General features: G+C 56.2%; 21 protein-coding genes and 1 pseudogene. 11 read left to right on the top strand and 11 right to left on the bottom strand.

The annotated features are described in order from the left end of the window. Both ACIQ0G_RS03795 and ACIQ0G_RS03790 read right to left on the bottom strand, forming a co-directional pair. Positions 1 to 569, bottom strand: a pseudogene (locus tag ACIQ0G_RS03795) (peptidase M28); the annotation flags it as partial. A 16-nt stretch (positions 570 to 585) separates the two neighbouring features. Further along, entirely contained in the window at positions 586 to 1413 is an 828-nt protein-coding gene (locus tag ACIQ0G_RS03790; RefSeq protein WP_397576760.1) for an HpcH/HpaI aldolase/citrate lyase family protein, read from the bottom strand. 136 nt (positions 1414 to 1549) lie between these two features. Here ACIQ0G_RS03790 and ACIQ0G_RS03785 point away from each other — a divergent pair, with 136 nt between their 5' ends. Together ACIQ0G_RS03785 and ACIQ0G_RS03780 are read left to right on the top strand one after the other, a co-directional pair. Then, a complete protein-coding gene (locus tag ACIQ0G_RS03785; RefSeq protein ID WP_397576759.1) occupies positions 1550 to 2476 on the top strand; it encodes an SPFH domain-containing protein in 927 nt (308 codons plus the stop codon). Positions 2477 to 2670: 194 nt separating this feature from the next. Further along, a complete protein-coding gene (locus ACIQ0G_RS03780; RefSeq protein WP_397576758.1) occupies positions 2671 to 3123 on the top strand; it encodes an NfeD family protein in 453 nt (150 codons plus the stop codon). Between the two features lie 43 nt (positions 3124 to 3166). Here ACIQ0G_RS03780 and ACIQ0G_RS03775 read toward each other — a convergent pair whose 3' ends face one another. Next, on the bottom strand, positions 3167 to 3619 hold the full coding sequence (locus ACIQ0G_RS03775; protein ID WP_397576757.1) for a hypothetical protein: 453 nt from the start codon (positions 3617 to 3619) through the stop codon (positions 3167 to 3169). Between the two features lie 39 nt (positions 3620 to 3658). Beyond that, complete coding sequence (locus ACIQ0G_RS03770; RefSeq protein ID WP_397576756.1) at positions 3659 to 5260, bottom strand: phosphoenolpyruvate carboxykinase; 1602 nt, start codon at positions 5258 to 5260, stop codon at positions 3659 to 3661. Positions 5261 to 5451: 191 nt separating this feature from the next. Here ACIQ0G_RS03770 and ACIQ0G_RS03765 point away from each other — a divergent pair, with 191 nt between their 5' ends. Genes ACIQ0G_RS03765 through ACIQ0G_RS03735 form a run of 7 tightly spaced genes read left to right on the top strand, consistent with a single transcriptional unit; the run spans position 5452 to position 10631 of the window. Further along, complete coding sequence (locus ACIQ0G_RS03765) at positions 5452 to 6159, top strand: response regulator transcription factor (protein ID WP_397576755.1); 708 nt, start codon at positions 5452 to 5454, stop codon at positions 6157 to 6159. Continuing rightward, positions 6146 to 7708 (top strand): ATP-binding protein, encoded by a 1563-nt coding sequence (locus ACIQ0G_RS03760; RefSeq protein ID WP_397576754.1) that lies wholly within the window; start codon positions 6146 to 6148, stop codon positions 7706 to 7708. Before ACIQ0G_RS03765 ends, ACIQ0G_RS03760 begins: the two co-directional genes overlap by 14 nt. Next, positions 7708 to 8181: an HPr kinase/phosphorylase gene (locus tag ACIQ0G_RS03755; protein ID WP_397576753.1), complete on the top strand. Its 474-nt coding sequence runs from the start codon at positions 7708 to 7710 to the stop codon at positions 8179 to 8181. Before ACIQ0G_RS03760 ends, ACIQ0G_RS03755 begins: the two co-directional genes overlap by 1 nt. After that, the gene (rapZ, locus tag ACIQ0G_RS03750) at positions 8178 to 9143 is read left to right on the top strand and encodes an RNase adapter RapZ (RefSeq protein ID WP_397576752.1); all 966 of its coding nucleotides are present in this window, start codon (positions 8178 to 8180) and stop codon (positions 9141 to 9143) included. The genes ACIQ0G_RS03755 and rapZ overlap by 4 nt, the downstream gene beginning before the upstream one ends. After that, complete coding sequence (locus ACIQ0G_RS03745) at positions 9140 to 9544, top strand: PTS sugar transporter subunit IIA (protein ID WP_333568857.1); 405 nt, start codon at positions 9140 to 9142, stop codon at positions 9542 to 9544. The genes rapZ and ACIQ0G_RS03745 overlap by 4 nt, the downstream gene beginning before the upstream one ends. Then, positions 9541 to 9819, top strand: a complete 279-nt coding sequence (locus ACIQ0G_RS03740; RefSeq protein WP_397576751.1) for an HPr family phosphocarrier protein — start codon at positions 9541 to 9543, stop codon at positions 9817 to 9819. The genes ACIQ0G_RS03745 and ACIQ0G_RS03740 overlap by 4 nt, the downstream gene beginning before the upstream one ends. After that, the gene (locus tag ACIQ0G_RS03735) at positions 9819 to 10631 is read left to right on the top strand and encodes a TrmH family RNA methyltransferase (RefSeq protein WP_397576750.1); all 813 of its coding nucleotides are present in this window, start codon (positions 9819 to 9821) and stop codon (positions 10629 to 10631) included. The genes ACIQ0G_RS03740 and ACIQ0G_RS03735 overlap by 1 nt, the downstream gene beginning before the upstream one ends. A 15-nt stretch (positions 10632 to 10646) precedes the next feature. Here ACIQ0G_RS03735 and ACIQ0G_RS03730 read toward each other — a convergent pair whose 3' ends face one another. Genes ACIQ0G_RS03730 through ACIQ0G_RS03720 form a run of 3 tightly spaced genes read right to left on the bottom strand, consistent with a single transcriptional unit; the run spans position 10647 to position 13543 of the window. Then, entirely contained in the window at positions 10647 to 11990 is a 1344-nt protein-coding gene (locus tag ACIQ0G_RS03730) for a DNA recombination protein RmuC (RefSeq protein ID WP_397576749.1), read from the bottom strand. Positions 11991 to 12041: 51 nt separating this feature from the next. After that, complete coding sequence (locus ACIQ0G_RS03725) at positions 12042 to 12809, bottom strand: CDP-alcohol phosphatidyltransferase family protein (RefSeq protein ID WP_397576748.1); 768 nt, start codon at positions 12807 to 12809, stop codon at positions 12042 to 12044. Then, positions 12809 to 13543: a phosphatidylserine decarboxylase gene (locus tag ACIQ0G_RS03720; protein WP_333568852.1), complete on the bottom strand. Its 735-nt coding sequence runs from the start codon at positions 13541 to 13543 to the stop codon at positions 12809 to 12811. The genes ACIQ0G_RS03725 and ACIQ0G_RS03720 overlap by 1 nt, the downstream gene beginning before the upstream one ends. 151 nt (positions 13544 to 13694) lie before the next feature. On the opposite strand from ACIQ0G_RS03720, the gene ACIQ0G_RS03715 reads away from it, so the two are divergent. Beyond that, positions 13695 to 14915, top strand: coding sequence for an NADP-dependent isocitrate dehydrogenase (locus ACIQ0G_RS03715; RefSeq protein ID WP_333568906.1), 1221 nt, complete (start codon positions 13695 to 13697; stop codon positions 14913 to 14915). 100 nt (positions 14916 to 15015) lie between these two features. After that, on the top strand, positions 15016 to 16776 hold the full coding sequence (locus ACIQ0G_RS03710; protein ID WP_397576747.1) for a cation:proton antiporter: 1761 nt from the start codon (positions 15016 to 15018) through the stop codon (positions 16774 to 16776). On the opposite strand, the gene alaS is transcribed toward ACIQ0G_RS03710, so the two are convergent. From alaS to recA, 4 genes are all read right to left on the bottom strand, one after another. Further along, positions 16773 to 19415 carry an alanine--tRNA ligase gene (alaS, locus tag ACIQ0G_RS03705; RefSeq protein WP_397576746.1) on the bottom strand — a complete coding sequence of 881 codons (2643 nt, stop codon included), beginning with the start codon at positions 19413 to 19415 and terminating at the stop codon, positions 16773 to 16775. The genes ACIQ0G_RS03710 and alaS overlap by 4 nt on opposite strands. A gap of 63 nt (positions 19416 to 19478) precedes the next feature. Continuing rightward, positions 19479 to 20105 carry a glutathione S-transferase family protein gene (locus ACIQ0G_RS03700; RefSeq protein ID WP_397576745.1) on the bottom strand — a complete coding sequence of 209 codons (627 nt, stop codon included), beginning with the start codon at positions 20103 to 20105 and terminating at the stop codon, positions 19479 to 19481. Between the two features lie 2 nt (positions 20106 to 20107). Beyond that, positions 20108 to 20926 (bottom strand): agmatinase, encoded by an 819-nt coding sequence (gene speB / locus ACIQ0G_RS03695; RefSeq protein ID WP_397576744.1) that lies wholly within the window; start codon positions 20924 to 20926, stop codon positions 20108 to 20110. A 166-nt stretch (positions 20927 to 21092) separates the two neighbouring features. Next, a partial coding sequence (gene recA / locus ACIQ0G_RS03690; protein WP_397576743.1) for a recombinase RecA occupies positions 21093 to 21871 on the bottom strand: 779 nt, incomplete at its 5' end.

Here is a 21871-nt window from a genome sequence, read left to right as displayed (position 1 = left end):
GATGGCCAACTCCCCTGCCCGTCGCCGATGAAGATTACGGCCTCCGCCCCCGCAGCGATAAGCGCTTCGCGCCGCGCGCGGGGTGACTTCATATTGTTTGGTACATTTTCCGCATCAAACAGCACAAGGGCAGCTTTTCCCGCAACATCTGCCGCAACCGAACCATCTGCCTTGACGCCTGCACCGGTAAAGATAAGCGGCAAATCATTGCGCGCATAATCGACCTGCTTACCAATCAGGATGATTTCTTGAGACGCGATGCGCAGTTTGCGATCCTTGGCCGTAAATGTATATTCCGCACTGCCCTGTCCGCGCTGGATCAAAGGAACGGCATCAAACCAACCGCCGTCGGTCGCCGCGGGCTTTAAACCTGATGTCGCCCATTGCTGCGCAATATACTGAACCGTTTTTGCCTCGCCCTCCGTGCCGGGTTTACGGCCTTCAAACGCATCGCTCGCCAAAATTTCGATATGTGCGCGCAGGTCCGCTTCGCTCACCGCTTTGGCGTGCACCGAACCCGCGGACATTGCTGCAAGGCTGACAAAGACTGCAAAATGGGCAAGACGCATAAATGATCGCTCCGAACTACGAAGGGGCGGCACCCGTCCTATGTCGGGAACGCTCTATCGTTAATTTCGCTTCATCTACATGCATCGATTCAATCATGCGACCCTTAAATCGCTGCGCGCCCCCTCGGCTCGCCGCAATTAATTCCTCCGCCTCAGCCACCGCAGCGGCATCCGCGCCAAAGGCCTGATTGGCGATAGCAACCTGATTGGGGTGAATGAGCGTTTTGCCCGTGAAACCATAAGTTGCGCCTTGGCGGCATTCGACATCGAAGCCGCCCATGTCGTCCAGCCGGTTGCACACGCCGTCAAAACGCGGCTTGCCCGATACAGATGCCGCGAGCACGATTGTCTGCAGCGCCAGCTCCAACCCCTCGCGCAATGGACCGGGCCGAATGCCGGTTTCCGCCGCAATGTCATTTGTGCCCGCAATCAATCCCGCAACCATGGGGTGCGCCGCAATCTCGCGCGCGGCATATAATCCCTTTGGCGTTTCGATCATCGCCAATATGGGCTTGCCAGCATCGGGTATGTCGTCTGGGTCTTCGACCTTAGGTACAACAATAAAGTTCGCGCGGCTTTGCGCCAAAGCGGCGATGTCGTCGGCATGATATACGCTGTCCGCGCCGTTTGCCCGTATGGCAATTATTTTGCCTGTGACGCCGTCTGCGGCATATTGCACCGCTGCCGCACGCGCATCCGCCTTTGACTCATGCGGGACGGCATCCTCCAAATCGATGATCAGCATATCTGCATCAAGCGACCGCGCCTTTTCCAGCGCCCGTGCATTGGACCCCGGCACATAAAGCGCCGACCGCGTAAATTTCAGTTGCTGCAAGATATCCATGTTCGCTCCCACATTGTCGGCCTGCGCATGCTCCCTGCGTAAACGCGATGAAATGGTAAACCCCCTCGATCGTTTTCATGAAACTATTTGTTAAACCCACAGGATTACAGCTCACTCTTAAAAGGGAGAGCGTTCTATGGAATATTTTTTCGGTTTACTGGCGCTGATCGTCATCATTTTTGTGATGATGGGCGTGACCGTTGTGCAGCAAGGCTTTGTTTTCACAATTGAACGGTTCGGGCGTTATACCTATTCCGCTCAATCCGGCCTGACCGTCATCATCCCGTTCTTTGATCGCGTGGGCCGCCAGGTAAACGTCATGGAACAAGTTCTCGACATTCCAGGGCAAGAGATCATCACCAAGGACAACGCCATGGTCGGCGTTGACGCCGTGGTGTTCTTCCAAGTGCTCGACGCAGCCAAAGCCGCATATGAATTGTCCGACTTATATGTCGCAATCATGCAGATCACGACAACCAACCTGCGCACCGTGATGGGCAGCATGGACCTTGATGAAACCTTGTCAAAGCGCGACGATATCAATGGACGTCTGCTGTCGGTGGTGGACCACGCAACCAGCCCATGGGGTGTCAAAATCACCCGCGTCGAGGTGAAAGATATTCGCCCGCCGGCTGATATCTCCAACGCAATGGCGCGGCAGATGAAGGCCGAGCGTGAAAAGCGTGCGCAAATCCTGGAAGCAGAGGGCATGCGCGCCGCAGAAATCCTGCGCGCTGAAGGCGAAAAGCAAGGCGCCATCCTTCAGGCCGAAGGCCGCAAGGAAGCGGCGTTCCGTGACGCCGAAGCCCGCGAACGCGAAGCAGAGGCAGAGGCGAAGGCGAAGGCGAAGGCAACAGTCATGGTTTCCGATTCCATCGCGACATCGGGCACGCAGGCGCTGAATTACTTCATTGCGCAGAAATATACTGAAGCCATCAGCCAGTTCGCAACATCACCCAATGCAAAGACCATTTTGTTTCCTGTAGAAGCCACACAGTTGATTGGGACGCTGGGCGGAATTGGAGAGCTGGCCAAGGAAGCTCTTGCAACAAAAGAAAAGTGAAGCCTGTGGGGCGGAGACAAACCCGTCGTCCTGAGCAACAATCGCAAGGCGATTGTGCCCGTCGAAGGACGCCTGTAAGACAGACGCTGCGCTCCACCGGCACGCGCCCTTCGACTTTCGTTAGCGCGGACGCACTGACGGCTCAGGGCTACGGTAAGATCTGCAGTTTAGACATCGAGATTACGGAGTAAGACATGGCAGAATGGCTCGACACAATTTCAACCCACTGGTTCTGGCTCTCGCTGGGGCTGGTGCTCGGCGTTGCCGAAATGGTTGCGCCCGGATTCTTCTTGATGTGGCTTGGCCTTGCCGCGCTCATTGTCGGTGGGTTGGATTACTTCCTTCCCATCACCGTCGCCTATCAAGTCGCAATGTTTGCCATATTGTCGGTGTTGACGGTTTTTGCCGGCAAAAAGTTCCTGCGGGAAAACCCCATCGAAACCGAAGACGCAAAGTTGAATGACCGCGGCGCGCGGCTAACGGGTGAAATCGTGACCGTGGTTGAGGCCATCACAAACGGCAATGGCCGCGTTAAGGTCGGCGACAGCGTCTGGTCCGCCCGCGGCGTCGATGCCGCCATAGGATCCCGCGTGCGCGTCACAGGCGCTGACGGCGCGGTGTTGTTGGTTGAAGGCGGCCTCGACTAATCGAAGGACGCAATCGGTCCGTTTTTTCTCAGCACTACGCTCTTTAAATGAGTTCAAGGCTCTCGCGGTCGGGTTCGATAAATCCCCGCCGCGCGTGCACCGAAAACAGCCGCTCCTTCGAATAAAATTGGAGCGGCAGGTCCCGGCGTCCCCGGTGGGAAAGCAGCAGCGCGTTCACGGCCTCGTGCAACGGCAGCTGCATCCCAACCTCTGCCAGATGTGCCTTCACGCCCGCAATATACACCTGCGTAATCGTGTCGTGATAGCCTTGGGTATCGTCATTAACGCCGCCCACGGCTTCGTTATAGGCCGAAATGATGGCGGGCAGATCACGCTCAATCGCGATATCCGGCCGATCACGCACCAGCCAGGTACATGCCGCCAGATGCGCCTCGTGCGTCCAATCCGCGCGCGGTAAGCTACGCGCAAGCAAGCCTTCGCCGATCGCGATGATCGCGGCGTCATCTTCAAACAGGCGAATGGAATATTCAGACATTATCGGACCTTCTGCGTTGTCCGATAATGTCCGGACGGGTTAAGCGACCTTTGGTGCCGACTGCCTTACACCTTCGTCAACATGATCGGCAAATTGCGCGAAGTTGTCGATGAACTGCTGAGCAAGTCCGCGGGCCGTCACATCATATTCTGCCTTGTCTACCCAAGCTTCGCGCGGATCGAGGATGCCGCTGTCGACACCTGGAACGGCGACCGGGAATTCAAAACCAAAATTCTGGTCCTTACGGAATTCTGCATTATTCAGGCTTCCGTCCAGCGCAGCGTTGAGCAAGGCCCGTGTTGCCTTAATTGGCATACGGCTGATGCCGGGCATCGTTGCTTTGCCGCCCGTCCAGCCGGTGTTGACCAACCAACATTGTACCGCACCCTTGGCGATCCGCTCTTTCAGCAAATTGCCATAAATGCTTGGGTGACGCGGCATGAATGGCGCGCCAAAGCAGGTGGAGAATGTCGCCTCGGGCTCGGTCACGCCGATTTCTGTCCCAGCGACGCGTGCGGTGTAACCCGACAGGAAGTGGTACATGGCCTGATCCGGCGTGAGGCGCGCAATAGGCGGCAAAACGCCATAAGCGTCGGCGGTCAGGAAGATGATCGTCTTGGGAACTGGCCCCATATTCTTTTCAGATGTGTTCGGAATGAACTCAATCGGATACGATCCACGGCTGTTTTCCGCGAGGCTATTGTCGTCGAAATCCAATTCACGTGTTTCTGGGTCGATGACGACATTTTCAAGCACCGTTCCGAAACGCTTTGTCGTGGCAAAGATTTCCGGCTCGGCTTCTTCCGAGAGGCGGATCATTTTTGCGTAGCAACCGCCTTCAAAGTTAAACACCGCAGTGTCGGACCAACCATGTTCATCGTCGCCGATCAGTGTGCGACTAGCATCTGCAGACAAAGTCGTCTTGCCGGTGCCTGACAGGCCAAAGAATACCGCAGTGTCGCCATCCGCGCCGATATTGGCGGAGCAATGCATTGGCATCACGCCCTTCACCGGCAACAGGTAATTGAGGATGCCGAAAACCGACTTCTTCATTTCGCCCGCATAAGCAGTGCCACCGATCAGAATGAGCTTTTCGGTGAAGTTCACAGCGATAACAGTCTCGCTGCGGCAACCATGACGCGCAGGGACCGCGCGGAAGCTTGGCAAATCGATAATGGTGTATTCCGGTACAAAGCTGGTCAGCTCTTCCTGCGTCGGGCGCACCAGCAAGGTGCGGATGAATAGATTGTGCCATGCAAATTCGTTAATTACGCGTACATTGACGCGGTGCTCTGGCTGCGAACCACCGAACAGGTCCGCGACGTACAATTTGTCCTTGCCACCAAGCGCGGCAATGAAATCTTCTTTCAGCGCAGCAAAATGCGCAGGGTCCATCGGGACGTTGGTTTTACCCCACCAAATGCTGTTTTCGGTTTCGGCGTCGCGCACGATAAACTTGTCTTTGGCAGAGCGCCCTGTGTGCGCACCCGTTTTTACCACGAGCGGACCGTTTTTGGCCAAAATGCCTTCATCATTCGCCAGCGCGGCTTCCACCAAAGGCGCTGTGCCGAGGTTGCAATGCAGCTGCGCCTTTGTGTCAAAACCTTGTTGCGAAAGCGAGATATTTAAAGGTGTCGACATTGGCTACTCCGGCAAAAGTTGCGAATCTAGGGCATACGTATGTACTGTTCCGCTGGAGCCGGTATACGATGGAGGCAACGAGGTCAAATGTGGTTCATTGTTTAGTGGCAAAAGAGCCTCAATAACCCGTCACATTGGCACCAAGAGAGCAAGTGATTGAACCGAAGCCATTGCGCCCCTATAGTTGGCCTATGAGTGCAACCATCGCCTTGGTCGACGACGACCGAAACATCCTGACGTCTGTGTCCATTGCCATGCAAGCGGAGGGCTATGTTACCCGGATATATTCGGACGGCGAAACCGCGTTGAAGGCCATGCTCGAAAATCCTGCAGACCTTGGCATTTTCGACATCAAAATGCCGCGCATGGATGGCCTCGAATTGCTTCGGCGGTTGCGCGAAAAAAGCGATATACCGGTCATCTTTCTGACATCGAAAGATGAAGAGCTGGATGAAGCACTTGGCCTTGCCATGGGTGCCGACGATTATATCACCAAACCTTTTTCCCAGCGGCTGTTGGTGGCCCGCGTAAAGGCCATATTGCGCCGTGCGACGTATGATCGCGGTGTCAGCAGCGGCGACGCTGAACCAGAGCTTGAGCCAATGGTGCGCGGAAAGCTGCAAATGGATCCCGCGCGGCACCATGTAAAATGGGACGGAAAGCCGCTTACGCTAACGGTGACCGAGTTTATGATATTGGAAGCGCTCGCCAATCGGCCGGGCGTTGTGCGCACACGTGACCAGCTCATGGACGCCGCATATCAGGATGACGTGTATGTCGACGACCGCACCATCGACAGCCACATCAAGCGGCTGCGGCGCAAGTTTCGTGAAGTCGATGCCGAGTTTGCGGCCATAGATACGCTTTACGGCGCAGGATATCGCTTTGCAGACAGCTGAACCCACTGATCTTCAGCTGGGATGGAGCCGGGGGCTTTCGCTCACCGCCCGCATCCTTGCTGTAAATCTATTTGTTTTGGCGCTGCTGGGCGCAGGGCTGTTTTTCCTCGACAGCTACCGCGTACGCCTGATTGCGGAACGCGAAGATGCTGCACGGCGTCAGGCAACGGTCCTTGCCGAAAGCCTGTCTTTGGTCGCACCCGACAAGCGCGCCGCGTATATCTATGAATTTGGCCAAGAGCATCAATCGCGGATTCGGGTCTATGCGCAAAATGGCGAAAAGATCCTTGATAGTTTTGCCGGTCGTCCGCCGACATATGTCTTCCGCGATCCTGACAAGGAACCGATACCAAAAGTCATCGCGCGCGGCATTGATAAGATGTTCGATTTTTTGGTGGGTGCCGCCGTGCTGCAACCATTTGCCGAACCGCGCGTGGATACGGCCGATGCTTGGCAACAGGTAATAAAGCCTAAGCCAGCGGACGCCGCGTCTGCGGTCGCTTTTGCCCCTGACCTCACCCATGTGATCAGCGCCGGTTCACGGTCGCGCGATGGCCGCTTTGCGGTTCTGACAACATCCAATGAACGTGATATTCGCCTATTTGTCCGGGCTGAGCGGTTCAATGTCGGGATGTTTTTTATCATCGCGCTTGCCATTGGCATATTGCTATCGGTGTTTCTTGCTCGAACCATTGTGCGTCCGCTTAGGCATCTGTCGCGCGCGGCGGTCAAGGTACGGCTTGGCCGCGCTCAGGAAGTCACCGTTCCGCGCCTGCCCTCACGCCGTGATGAAATCGGCATGCTTGCACGCGCACTGTCCGACATGAGCATTGCCCTTCGGCAACGCATTGACGCGACCGAAGCATTTGCGGCGGATGTCGCGCATGAGATTAAAAACCCGCTGGCTTCCTTGCGGTCGGCACTGGACGGTGCAGAGCGCATTGAAGACCCTGCCCTGCGCAAACAGCTTATGGATGTCGCAAAAGCCGATGTGCAGCGCATGGACCGTTTGATCAGCGATATTTCAGACGCCAGCCGCGTGGATTCCCAACTGGCAAAGGCAAAGTTCGAACCTATCGACTTGGGCGATATGATTGAACAATTGCTTCAGGCGCGCGAAGACCGTGGCAGTGACAAGGATGTAAACATCGCCTTCGCACGGCCACGGCGGACAATCGCCACGGTCATGGGGGAAGATGTGCGCCTGGAACGCATGCTTACCAATCTCATCGACAATGCGGTGTCCTTTTCCCCACCGGGCGCAGTCGTGGAAATATCAGCTACGCTGGCCGACGAAGAAGTAATTATTCGCATCAGCGACGAAGGCCCCGGCGTTCCTCCGCAGGAACGAGAAGCCATCTTCCGCCGGTTCCATAGTGAACGTCCGCCAACGGAGAATTTCGGCAAACATAGCGGGCTGGGTTTGGCCATCGCGCGCACAATTGTTGAAGGCCACCATGGCCGCATCAATGTGCGCGACCGCGTGGATGGTAAAGGCGGAGCCTGTTTTGAAATCGCCCTTCCCTGCGCAGCCGTGGCGACCCGCTAATGCCACAGATGATACATGGCACCGCGATATCGATCGGTGGCCATGCTGTGCTGATTATGGGCGAATCGGGTAGCGGCAAATCCGATCTCGCGCTCCGGCTGATTGATCGCGGCGCAATTTTGATCAGCGATGATGTCGTCTTTCTGGAAACCCTTGAAAACGCACCGATACTCATTGTCGCTCCCAATATCGCAGGAAAAATCGAAGTGCGCGGCGTCGGCATCTCTAACGTCGATTTCATAGCGTCTGCGCCGCTTCGCCTCGTAATAGAGTTCGTGGATGCACCAGACAGATTACCTGAAGACATTGCGCACACCACCATTGGTGATTACGTCGTTCCCGTGTCCAAGCTAAATCCATTTGAACAAAGCAGCGCAATCAAGGTCGAATATGCGTTGCGGGCAGTTCTCGATAGTGGCGTCCGGCCCGAATTTGTGTCCGCTAATGTTGTAAAAGAAAGCTTGCCATCGTGAACGCCGAAACAGCCTCTACCCCCCAAACAATATTGATTGTGACGGGCGTTTCTGGCGCAGGCAAAACCACCGTTCTTAAAGCGCTTGAAGATTTAGGTTGGGAGGCGGTCGACAATTTTCCGATCCGCCTTGCCGGCCAGTTACTTGAAATACCCGTTACCGGTCGTCAGGCGAGCCCAGATATCCCGATAGCCCTTGGCTTTGACAGCCGAACGCGGGGCTTTGACGCCGAAACGCTTATTCAGCAGATCAAACAGCTGCAGACCCAGCCCAACCTGACCATCAGGACGCTGTTTCTTGACTGCGCAGGTGTTGAAATTGAACGCCGTTATGCAGAAACGCGTCGCCGTCACCCCGCGGCGCCGGACCGCCCTTCCATGGACGGCATCGCGATTGAACGCACGTTGATGGAGCCATTTCGGCGCTGGGCGGAAACGGTCATCGATACCAGCAAGCTGTCTGCACATGACCTGCAACAGGCAATCCGCGAGCAGTTCAACAACGAAGCATCGCCACATTCCGTTATTACCATAACCAGCTTTGGCTATTCACGCGGCATTCCCCACAATGCCGATCTGGTTTTTGACCTGCGTTTCCTGCGCAATCCGCATTGGGACAATATACTTCGGCCGCTTACGGGCTTGGATGAAGGTGTATCGCATTATGTCGAAGCTGACCCGGCCTATGACGCGGCGATGGAAAAGATACGCGACCTGCTCCGCTATCTTTTGCCGCTCTATGACGCGCAAGGTAAGGCCTATGTAAACATAGCCTTTGGCTGCACCGGCGGGCGTCACAGGTCCGTGCATGTTGCCGAACAATTTGGGCGTTGGTTACGTGAAGATGGCTTTGCGCCAACGGTTAACCATCGCAACCTGACCTCAAGACCGATTGACGCAATTGAAGAGCCTGCTAACGGCGCAAATAAGAATAGCGCACCACAGGGTAACGACATCACATGATCGGTTTGATTTTAGTCACACATGGCAAGCTTGCCGCCGAGTTTCTCGTCGCGCTCGAGCATGTTGTTGGCCCCCAAAAAGACATTGCCACCATTTGCATTGGTCCGCATGATGATATGGAGGCCCGCCGCAATGAAATAGCCGCGGCCATTAAGCAGGTTGATTCAGGAAAAGGCGCGATAATCCTGTCTGATCTTTTTGGCGGAACGCCCTCCAATCTGGCTATCTCGCTGCTGGAGACCGGTCGGGTCGAAGTCATCGCCGGCGTAAACCTGCCCATGCTGATCCGCCTCGATAGCGCCCGCAAAAACCTGGATGTGAAAGAGGCTGTCGCCGCTGCGCGTGAAGCAGGCAGAAAATATATCAGCGTAGCGTCCGAAGTGCTTGAGGCATCGAAATGACCCGCATCAGCCGGTCTGCAACAATCGTGAATGTGAAAGGGCTGCACGCCCGCGCCAGTGCAAAATTTGTCACCTTTGTCAGCCGGTTGCCCGAAGGCATTAAGGTTGAAGTTGAAAAGGACGGGCAGATCGCCACGGGCACATCCATCATGGGTCTGATGATGCTCGGCGCGGCAAAGGGCAGTGAAATTACCATTCACGTCGAAGGGGACCAGGCAGAGCCCGCGATTGAAAAGCTCATCGGGCTGGTTGTTGACGGCTTTGGCGAAGACTGATGCGCCGTGAGATTACCGGATTTTCCAATCCCCTTCTGAAGGAAATCCGCGGACTGCGGGAAAAGAAATTGCGGAAACGCGCCGGGCTTTTTCTCGCCGAAGGCCTCCGCATTATGACGGAAGCCCGCGAAGCTGGTTTTCTCCCCGAAATGTTATTTCGGGTCAAAGACCGGCAGGTCCACGCGCTGGAAATCGCGCTTGAGGACGAGGTGCTACGCAACGGCGGGGACGTCATTGAAACCAGCGCCGAAATCATGGCAAAATTGTCCGGTAAAGATAACGCACAAGCGGTCGTCGGTGTCTATCGTGACCATGGCACCGCGCTGGCCGATATCGAGCGCGCGACCGCGCCGATCTGGCTCGTGGCGCAAGCGATGCGCGACCCGGGCAATTTGGGGACAATGTTGCGGACCGGCGATGCTGTCGGCGCTGGCGGGCTTATCCTCATTGATGACTGCACCGACCCGTTTTCGGTTGAGTCGGTCCGCGCAAGCATGGGCGCTATTTTCACGCAAAAAATTGTTCAGTGTCGATGGGACGAGTTTATGACCTGGTTGCGCGCGGGCGATGGTCAGCTGGTCGGGACGAGCCTGCAAACCGATACGGATTATCAGGCTGCGCACTACACCAGCCCATGTTTCATCCTGACGGGCAACGAAGCGCAGGGTCTGCCCGACGATTATGAAGGTCAATGCGACCTGCTCGTCAAAATGCCGATGCAGGGCAAAGCCGACAGCTTAAACGCCGCGGTCGCCACAGCGGTCATGGCGTATGAAGTGCTGAACCAGTTTCGCCGTCCAGCGCGCGACTGACGTTCGCCGGAGCTATCACTCCGCCGCTTCGCGTCCGTCGGCAATTTGCGCTTTCACTTCGTCATCACCGTAACGCGGCAGCGCCTCAACCGACGGGATATCTTCCAATTCGCGCTTGCCGGTTTCAATATTGAGATCGGCAAATTTCCGACCCGTCGACATGACGTTGCGTTCAAAACTGCCCACGAACTTATTGTAATTATTCACCGCCGAGGACAGGCCACTGCCCACTGATTTCAGATGCTGCGCGGCAACGGCAATGCGGTCGTACATTTCCTTACCAAGCGCACCAATCTGCTTGGCTTCGCGCGCAAGGCCCTCTTGCCGCCACACGCTGGCAACCGTCCGCGCAATCGCAACCAGATTGGTCGGCGTCGCCAGCAACACCTTCTTATCAAAGGCAAAGTCCCACAATTGCGGTTCATGCTCAAGCGCAGCCGCCAGAAAATGTTCGCCCGGGACAAACATAATCACATAATCGGGCGCGTCCTCAAACTGGTCCCAATAGGCTTTGCGCGAAAGGCCATCGATATGGTTCTTCATCGACTGTGTATGCCGCGTCATGGCGACGGCGCGGACGTCGTCATCCACGGAGGCAAATGCGTCTTGGTAATCGTTCAAAGACACCTTGGCATCGATAACCAACGTCCGCCCGCCGGGCACATGAATGATCGCGTCGGGCCGCAAGCGAAGGCCATCGCCCGCATCAATGCTGGTTTCCAGATCAAAATCGACATGTTCAGATAAGCCGCAGCTTTCCAAAACATTCTTCAACTGCTGCTCGCCCCAGCGGCCCCGCGCCTTTGGCGCATTGCGCAATGAGTTCATCAGGCCAGAGGCAACGTTGGAAACACGCTCCTGCCCAAGCCGCATTTCACCGATCAAACCCTTTAGATCGCCATAGGCTTCGGTGCGGTCTTTCTCAATTTTGCCAACTTGCTCTTCATAGGCTTTCAGCTTTTCGCCAACGGGCCCCAATAGCTGCTTCAACCGCTCTTCATTCTTTTCACCGGCCTGATGAAAACGTTCATCGGCGCGTTGAAGAAAGGCCGCTTGCGCCTCGCCCAACAGTTTTTGGCCAATCTCGCCAAACTGCGCCGACAAGGTTTCTTTTGCCTGACCCAGCGCGGCGATTTGTTCGTCAAAGCCGCGCTCACGTTCTTCTAGGCTCGTTTCAAGGCGCGCCAATCGGTCCTTGGCACTGTCGCGCTCAACCACGACCTGATCGAGCATGGAACGCAGTTGCACGGTGGTCTCCTGCCCTGCCCGGCTTTCACGTCCGCCCGCAAACCAGCCGAGCACAAGCCCGACCAGCAAAGTAAGCACAACGATGACGATGACGACTAACGGCTCCAACACAGCACTCCAAATATAGAACGAATGCGGAACATAGCCTATGGCAGACTTAGGTCAAGCGGCTTCGGTTTGCGCCCGCCGTGCCTTTTTTACGCGCGCATAGCTTATGGCGCTAAACGGCAGCAGCCCTCCGTAAACTATTGTCGCCCCGATCATCGCAACCCAAGGGGCAGCAACCAAGGTCGCGGTAAACAAACCAACAGTCGCGAGTGCCATAAAGCGCAGGCTGCGGCGAACCTTGATCGACGACCAGCTGTAGGTGGCGACGTTGGAAACCATCAACACGGCGCAGACAAGCAACCATGGCCCAAGAAACCGATAGTCACGCACCCATTCCGCACCGGTTTCGAACCAAATCATCATCGGCAGTAAGGCCAAAGCCGCACCGGGCGGCGATGGGACGCCGGTGTTAAATCCCGCCAATTTATGTGGCTGGTCTTCGGTGTCAATGCGCGCATTAAAACGCGCAAGCCGCAGCGCAGCACACAATACGAAGAATACGGAGATGGTCCAGCCGAAGCGCGGCATATCCTGCAGCACCCACATGTACATCACCAACGCCGGGGTCGCGCCGAAAGCAATCACGTCGGACAGCGAATCCAATTCCGCGCCAAAACGGCTTTCGCCTTTCAACATCCGGGCGACGCGGCCATCCATGACGTCAAGCACACCTGCGATAACCATCGCGGCGACAGCATTTTCCCAGCGGCCCTGCATCGCAAACCATGCCCCCGAGAGGCCAGTGCACAAGGCAAGCGCGGTAATCGCATTTGGTGCGAGCGCCCGTAACGGAATGCCGGGGCGGGAGGGAAAATCTTTCATTAGTGTGCGACGGCAATCAAATCTTGGTCAACGCCCAAGTCCGCGATAACCGTTTCGCCCGCAACGCAACGCTGCCCTTTAATGACGCGCGACGATGTTCCGTGCGGCAAATATACATCCACGCGGCTGCCAAAGCGGATAAGGCCGATACGTTGGCCATTGGCCACGCTGTCGCCTTCTTTCACAAAGGCAACAATACGGCGGGCAACAAGACCAGCAATTTGCGTAAAGCCAATACGCACGCCGTCGCTGCGTTCCACAAGGAAGTGCTGACGTTCGTTTTCTTCGCTCGCTTTATCCAAGTCAGCGTTCAAAAACTTACCGGCGATGTACACAACGCGTTTGATCGTGCCGCGGATTGGCGTCCGGTTAATGTGCACGTCAAACACGCTCATGAAGATGGAAACCCGGGTCATCGGCTGATCACCCAGACCGTCTGGTCCGCGCAATTCTGCCGGTGGCAGAACTTGTTCAATCAAGGTGACAAGGCCATCTGCTGGCGAAACCACAAAGCGGTCGTCTATGGGTGTTGCCCGGACTGGATCGCGAAAGAAAGCGAGTGTCCATATGGTCACTGCGCCCATGGGCCATGCGAGCGTTTCCCATGCCATAAATGCAAAAAACAGGGTGATACCAGCTGCGATCAGGCCGAATTTACGGCCTTCGGGGTGAACAGGTGGAAACGACCATTTCGCGACCCCGGTTCCCCGGTTTGTCAGTTCTTGTCTACTCATGGGCTCTAGCTAGGGGATGACGGTGCATATGACAACCTTAGATGCCATTTACGGCAATTGCCGACAATTACGGTAGCCAGTTGAACATATGGCAGACTTTGCTATGGCACCGGTAAATATCAAGTCTCCCCAATGGAAAGTGCTTTCTGACATGGCAAAAATTAAGGTCAAAAATCCGGTTGTCGAACTCGATGGCGACGAAATGACTCGCATCATCTGGGAATGGATCAGGGAACGTCTCATCCTGCCATATCTCGATATTGACCTGAAATATTACGACCTTGGCATGGAATATCGCGACAAGACCAACGACAAGGTCACTGTTGATTCCGCAAACGCAATTCGCGAATTCGGTGTCGGCGTAAAATGCGCGACCATCACACCAGATGAAGCACGCGTGGAAGAGTTCGGCCTGCAGAAAATGTGGAAGTCGCCAAACGGCACCATCCGCAATATCTTGGGCGGCGTTGTTTTCCGTGAACCCATCGTCATCGAAAATGTACCGCGCCTTATTCCGGGCTGGACGGACCCTATCGTGATCGGCCGCCATGCATTTGGTGACCAGTATCGCGCGACCGATTTCCTCGTTCCTGGCCCAGGCACATTGCGTCTCGTTTGGGACGGCGACGATGGCCAAAAAATTGACGAAGAAGTGTTCCGTTACCCGTCACCAGGCGTTGCGCTTGCGATGTACAATCTCGACGACTCGATTCGTGATTTTGCCCGCGCGTCGCTGAACTATGGCGTGACTCGCGAATGGCCAGTGTATCTGTCGACGAAGAACACCATCCTGAAATATTATGATGGCCGCTTTAAGGACCTGTTCCAAGAAGTGTACGAAGCCGAATTTGCCGAAAAGTTCAAAGCGCTCGGTATTGTGTACGAGCATCGCTTGATCGATGACATGGTCGCGTCTGCGCTGAAGTGGTCGGGCAAGTTCATCTGGGCGTGCAAAAACTATGATGGCGATGTGCAGTCCGACCAAGTCGCGCAAGGATTTGGATCGCTTGGATTGATGACGTCGATTCTGATGACACCAGATGGCAAGACCGTTGAAGCCGAAGCCGCTCATGGTACCGTAACGCGCCATTACCGCCAGCATCAGCAGGGCAAAGCAACATCGACCAACCCGATTGCGTCGATTTTTGCATGGACCGGCGGTCTGAAATTCCGTGGCAAGTTTGACGAAACACCTGAAGTCACCCGCTTTGCCGAAACGCTTGAAGAAGTGTGCATCCAGACCGTTGAAGATGGCCATATGACAAAGGATCTCGCGATCCTCATTGGTCCAGACCAGGCATGGATGACGACCGAGCAGTTCTTTGAACAAGTGCGCGCCAACCTCGAAATCAAAATGGGCAGCTGGCAGTAACAGCAAGCGCATAATTACAACAAAGCGCGGGGGGCGACCTCCGCGCTTTTTTATTGTCCTGTCCTTCCCTTTTCATGCGGCATTGGCGTACAAGGTGCACATGGCAGGTGAACTACACAGCGAAAGCATAAGCGATCTGCTCGTCATTCTGGGCGCGGCGGGCATCGTCATCCCGGCGTTTGCCCGTTTTCGCATCACGCCTATTATCGGTTTCATCTTGGTGGGGATACTCGTCGGCCCCATGGGCCTTGGTACTTTGGTGGAACGCTATCCATTGCTGGAATGGGTCACCATCACCAATCCCGAGGCCATTGGACCCATTGGCGAATATGGCATTATCTTATTGCTGTTCACGATAGGGCTTGAACTGTCCTTTCGGCGATTGTGGAAGATGCGGCGTCTGGTTTTTGGCGTGGGCGCGGCGCAATTGTTCGGTGCGGGAATCATCATTGCCGCGGGGCTTTTGCTATTTGGCTATAACCTGACGGCGGCTATTGGCATCGGCATTGCGCTGGCGCTTTCATCGACTGCGCTGGTGCTGCCGATATCGGGCACGCATTCTGCCGTTGGCAAATCGGCCCTTGGGATGTTGCTTTTCGAAGATCTTGCGATCGTCCCGATCATCTTCGTCCTGGGGGCGCTGGCTCCACAAGCGGGTTCGGATTCGTGGGAGGGCATGGTTACTGTTCTCTGGCAGGGCACATTGGTGATCGTCGGCATGCTTGTACTTGGCCGCTTCTTCCTGCCCCGCCTGTTCGGGCAGGCCGCGCGGACCAAAAGCCCGGAACTATTTGTGTCGGTCAGCCTGCTGGTCGTGATCGTGGCAAGTCTCGCGACCGGTGCGGTTGGCCTTTCGCCCATTGTTGGTGCAATGATCGCCGGCTTGTTAATCGCCGAGACGGACTATCACACCGAAGTCGCCGTGATGACCGCGCCGTTCAAGGGACTGGCGCTGGGTGTGTTTCTGATCAGCATCGGCATGCAAGTCGATCTGCGTTTTGTCGCGGCCAATTGGGCAGCGTTGGTCGGTGCCGTTGCTAGCGTCGTTCTGATAAAGGCGGCGGTTACCGCAGGCCTGCTGAAGCTGAACGGCGCACGCACGGGGACCGCCACCGAGACAGGCGTTCTGATGGGAAGCCCATCGGAAACCACACTCATTGTGTTGGGTGCAGCTGGCGCGGCGCAGATTATTGACGCCGCAACCATCAATTTCTGGCAAGTCGCAACGGCAATTGGGTTGACCATCACGCCGATATTGGCGCGCATCGGCCACGACATGGCGCGCCGAATTGAACTGCGCGAGACCGACGACGAGATATATGAACAAGACCCGGCGCAAGAACCGCGCACGGTCGTTATCGGCTTTGGCCGGGTCGGTCATTTGGTGGCCGACATGCTCACGACGCATGGGCAGCCTTATGTTGCGGTTGAATCCAATGTGGATGCGGTCACAGCGGCGCGGCGCGGTGGGTATAAAGTTATCTTTGGCGACATCTCACGGCCCGAAACATTGGACAAGTTGAGCCTTGGCCACGCAAAGGCGATTATTCTGACCATGGATCAACCGGTGCTGGCCGAACATATCGTCAAGCGCGTCCGCCAGTGGTTGCCGGATATTACCATCGTCGCGCGCGCCCGCGATGCAGACCATGCCGCACGCCTGTATCAGGCCGGGGCAACCGACGCCGTTCCCGAAACGCTGGAAAGCTCGCTTCAGCTATCGGAAGCAGTGCTTGTCGACCTCGGCGTGGCCATGGGCCCCGTGATCGCATCGATCCACGAAAAGCGCGACGAATTCCGGCGGCAGATTAAAGAAGCTGGCGGCCTCGACGAGGCCCCCAAGCTCAAACTTACGTCTTAACCCGCAATCTTTGCCCTGATGGCATCCAATGCCGCCTGCGCCAGCTCAGCGCCAGCTGGGCCGCCGCCTTGTGCCATATCGGGACGTCCACCGCCACCTTGCGCGCCCATCGCCTCGGTCGCGGCGCGAACAAGGTCTGGAGCGGTCAGCGTGGCGTGGAGCGCGGGTGAGACGGCGACAACGACGGTATTGCTGTTCTCGTTCGCCGCAATGATGGCGACGATGCCGCTGCCAATGGCCTTCATCTGGTCATCGGCCAAACCGCGCAGGGCCTTTGGCTCGATGCCATTGATGACCTGACCCATGAATGTGACATCACCGATGGTTTCGGCTTCAGCCTTGGGACCACTGCCACCGGACAATGCGAGCGCGGTTTTGGCTTCGGAGAGTTCTTTCTCCATCCGCTTGCGTTCGCTCATCAACGTCTCAATACGCGCGCCGACTTCATCAGGCGCGGTTTTCAGCATTGCGGCTACATTCTTCAACTGTGTTTCGCGGCCAACGAGCCAGAGGCGTGCGGCCTCTCCGGTCAATGCCTCAATCCGGCGGATACCGCTGGCGACGGCGCCTTCAGAAATGATCGCAAACAACGCAATGTCACCCAATGCGTTGACATGCGTGCCACCGCACAGTTCGAGCGAATAATGTGTGTCCTCGGTCTTGCCCATCGTCAGCACCCGGACTTCCTCGCCATATTTCTCGCCAAACAAAGCAAGCGCGCCAGCAGCGACCGCATCATCGGGGGTCATCAAACGCGTGGTTACGGGCTGGTTACCGCGAATTTGTGCGTTCACATCGGCTTCAATCATCGCAATTTCATCAGCCGTCACCGCCTGATTATGCGAGAAGTCGAAACGCAGACGATCAGGGGCAACGAGGCTGCCCTTTTGCGTCACATGGCTGCCCAGTCTTTCACGCAAGGATGCGTGGAGCAAGTGGGTTGCGCTATGGTTGGCGCGCAGGGAGTCACGGCGGGCTGTATCGATCTTCAGGGTAACAAAGTCGCCGACCTTGATCTCGCCCACCCCAATCGTCACCTGATGCGCATGCAAACGTCCAAGCGGCTTTGCCGTATCGGTGACCTCACCGCGCATGTTGGTGCTTGAAATAACGCCCGCGTCGCCCATCTGGCCGCCGCTTTCGCCGTAAAATGGCGTTTGGTTGGTGATGACGGTGACGGTGTCGTTTGCAGCCGCAGACTGGACTTCGACGCCGTCATTGACGAGGGCGACTACTTGCCCCTCACCTTCATTTGCGGCGTATCCTGTAAACTCTGTCGAACCAACGCGTTCTGCGATGTCGAACCAGACGTCGTCCGATGCTTTGGCGCCAGAACCCTTCCATGCGGCACGTGCCATCGCCTTTTGATTGTTCATCGCGGTTTCAAAACCGGCCTGATCAATGCCCAAGCCCTGCGCACGCAACGCGTCTTCGGTCAGGTCATATGGAAAGCCATATGTGTCATAAAGCTTGAACGCGGTATCGCCGGCAAGGATATCGCCGGGTTGCATGCCCGTGGTGGCTTCATCAAGCAGCTTGATGCCCTTGTCCAGCGTGCGGCGGAACTGGGTTTCTTCCTGCTTCAACGTCGCTTCAATCATCGGTTGCGCGCGCAGCAATTCGGGATAGGCCGCGCCCATTTCCGCGGCGAGGCTGCCGACCAAACGGTGCATCAACGGTTCTTTCGCGCCAAGGATGTGCGCATGGCGCATGGCGCGGCGCATGATGCGGCGCAGAACATAGCCGCGACCTTCATTCGACGGCATGACACCATCGGCCAATAGGAAGCTGGTCGAGCGCAAATGGTCGGCAATCACGCGGTGGCTGGCCATTTGCTCGCCCTGCGCCTTGGTACCGGTCAGCTCTTCCGACGCATTGATCAGCGCCTTGAACGTGTCCGTGTCATAATTGTCGTGCACGCCCTGCATGACCGCGGCGATGCGCTCAAGACCCATGCCGGTATCAATCGACGGCTTTGGCAAAGGCACATCGGTGCCGTCATCCTGCCGCTCGAACTGCATGAACACGAGGTTCCAGATTTCGACAAAACGGTCGCCATCTTCATCCGGGCTTCCGGGAGGGCCGCCAAAGATATGGTCGCCATGGTCATAAAAAATTTCGCTGCACGGACCGCATGGTCCCGTGTCGCCCATCGACCAGAAATTATCGTTCGTCGCGATACGGATGATACGCTCTTCGGGAAGGCCCGCAATCTTGCGCCAAAGGTCGAACGCCTCATCATCGGTGTGATAAACCGTGGTCGTGAGGCGCGATGGATCAAGCCCCCATTCCTTGGTCAGCAATGTCCACGCATGGGTAATTGCCTGCTCTTTGAAATAATCGCCGAACGAGAAGTTCCCGAGCATTTCAAAGAAAGTGTGGTGGCGTGCCGTGTAGCCGACATTGTCCAAATCATTATGCTTGCCGCCCGCACGCACGCATTTCTGGCTTGAAGCTGCACGCGGCGTTTCGCGGCTTTCCAAGCCCGTAAATACGTTTTTAAACGGCACCATGCCGGCATTGACGAACATCAATGTCGGGTCATTGTACGGCACGAGTGGCGCGGACGAGACTATGTCGTGCTGAGCAGCACCAAAATAATCAAGGAACCCGCGGCGAATATCATTGGTCGATGTCATAACGAAAGCGACTTAGGGAACGACTCGCCGCCCTGCAAGCCGGATATGCACTTTGCCGCTCCATCAGGCATAAGCATAAGGTCCGCCCTTTTCGAGCGCGCGCTGAAATGCGGGCCGCGCGTGGATTGTTTCCACAAATTTGGTAAGGTTCGGGCGGTTGGCGGCACGGCCCATTTTGACGGCAGCCTCCGCTGGAAAGCTCAACATGATGTCGGCGCCGCTCATCGTATCGCCCACAAACCATCCACTGGCGTTCAAGCCATCCTCCATGAACTGAAAATGGCTTTCCAATTGCTCATGAATGCGCGGGTGCAGCGGCGCGGCGGCTTCGCCCAGACGGGCCGTGTACAGGTTGAGCAGAATCGGCGTCATCGCTGAACCTTCGGCAAAATGCAGCCACTCAAGGTAACGGATATGTTGGTCTGTCCCACGTGGCGGCACCAAATGCGCGCCGTTATGACGCTCACACAAATATTCGACGATAGCCCCTGATTCAAAAACGACATTGCCGGCGTCTTCTATCATCGGGGACTTACCCAAAGGATGTATTTTCAAAAGCGCCTCGGGCGCAAGATTGGTCACGGCATCGCGTTGGTGGTGCACAATTTCATAGGGCACGTTCAATTCTTCGAGGAGCCACAAAATCCGTTGCGACCGCGAATTGTTCAAATGGTGCACTGTGATGGTCATGGTTATTCTCCTGAATGATTTTGATAGATACGCGCGGCGATTTCCCGAACCAGCTTGGCCCCGACGATTGCCGTAACATCGTTCACGTCGCGTTGGGGATTAAGTTCCACGACATCCGCGCCGACGATTGCGGCATTTTGCTTGGCAAGTATCGAAAGCACTTCGCGCACGGTGAGGCCACCCGGCTCCGGATGTGCCACACCCGGCGCCTCCGACGGGTCAAGGCCATCGAGATCAAAACTGATGTAGAGCGGCCCTTCAAGAACGGGAACATGCTCGGGCGAGAAATTCAGCATAGGGAGTATTTCAACGCCATAACGCTCCGCCTGTTCACGGCAGTGGCGGTTCAGCGTCCGGATACCGACTTGAACAATGCGCTTTGCATGTCCGGCTTCCAATATGCGGGAAAATGGCGATGCATGGCTGCGCGGATTGCCTTCAAAATCGGCATAAATGTCGGGGTGCGCATCAAAATGCAGAATGTTGAGCGGTCCGTGACGCGCGGCCAGAGCCGCCACCACCGGATATGTTACCGAATGATCGCCACCCAGCAGCAGAGGAACAGCGCCCGCGTCCATCGCGTCAGCCACAGCCTTGACGATGAGCGCGTCATCCGCCGCGGCATCAACATCCAAAAGCGGGACATCGCCGCGATCGATCAGCGCGATGTCGGTTCCTATTTCAAGGCCGCACTCGGTCGATAGGTTACCCCGGTCGCTAAATAGCGCATGGCGAATTGCCGCCGGTGCCGCCGCTGCGCCACGTTCGAACGAACTGTTTTGATCTGTGGGCAAGCCAATCAGGTGAATCTGCAATGTCATGGACGCAGTTGTGCCGTAGTCACCCTGCCTGTCAAGAAGTCAGCGGCCAGCGCGCGCGACACTTCATATATCTGTGCGCGGCAAAACAAAGTGACCCGCCCCGGGGTGGACCAGGACGGGTCGAAAGCAGCGGCCTCAGGCAAGGCCGCGCTTGTTCGCATATTTCTTAAACGTCGTCTTCCGCGTCAGGCCCTGTCATCAGGACTTCAGCGACTTCTTCGGTCTTACCCCGAATGGCGGCTTCCAAACGTGCCGCGACTTCAGGATTTTCCGTGAGATAGGTTTTTGAATTCTCGCGACCCTGCCCAATACGGATCGAGTCATAGCTGAACCAGCTGCCGGACTTTTCGACAAGTCCCGCCTTCACGCCCAGATCCAACAGTTCGCCGGTCTTGGAAATACCTTCGCCATACATGATGTCGAATTCGACTTGCTTGAAAGGTGGAGCTACCTTGTTTTTCACAACCTTCACGCGGGTTGTGTTGCCCACAATATCTTCACCAGACTTAATCTGACCCGTGCGACGGATATCCAAACGGACCGACGCATAGAATTTCAACGCATTACCGCCCGTGGTGGTTTCGGGCGAACCATACATCACACCGATTTTCATGCGGATCTGGTTGATGAAGATCACCATGCAGTTCGAACGGCTGATCGAGCCTGTAATTTTGCGAAGCGCCTGGCTCATCAAACGAGCCTGCAAGCCCACATGGCTGTCGCCCATCTCACCTTCAATTTCGGCGCGCGGCACGAGTGCAGCAACCGAGTCGATCACCAAAATGTCGACTGCGTTAGACCGCACCAGCGTATCTGCAATCTCAAGTGCTTGCTCACCCGTGTCAGGCTGCGACACGATGAGGTTATCAATATCGACACCCAATTTCTTCGCATAGCCCGGATCCAGCGCATGCTCTGCATCGATAAATGCCGCCGTACCGCCTG

This window comes from Sphingorhabdus sp. (genome assembly GCF_044354325.1).
Classification (GTDB): Bacteria; Pseudomonadota; Alphaproteobacteria; order Sphingomonadales; family Sphingomonadaceae; genus Sphingorhabdus_B.
The sequence above is the reverse complement of the archived record's forward strand: the minus strand, read 5'-3'. Positions and strand labels throughout refer to the sequence as shown.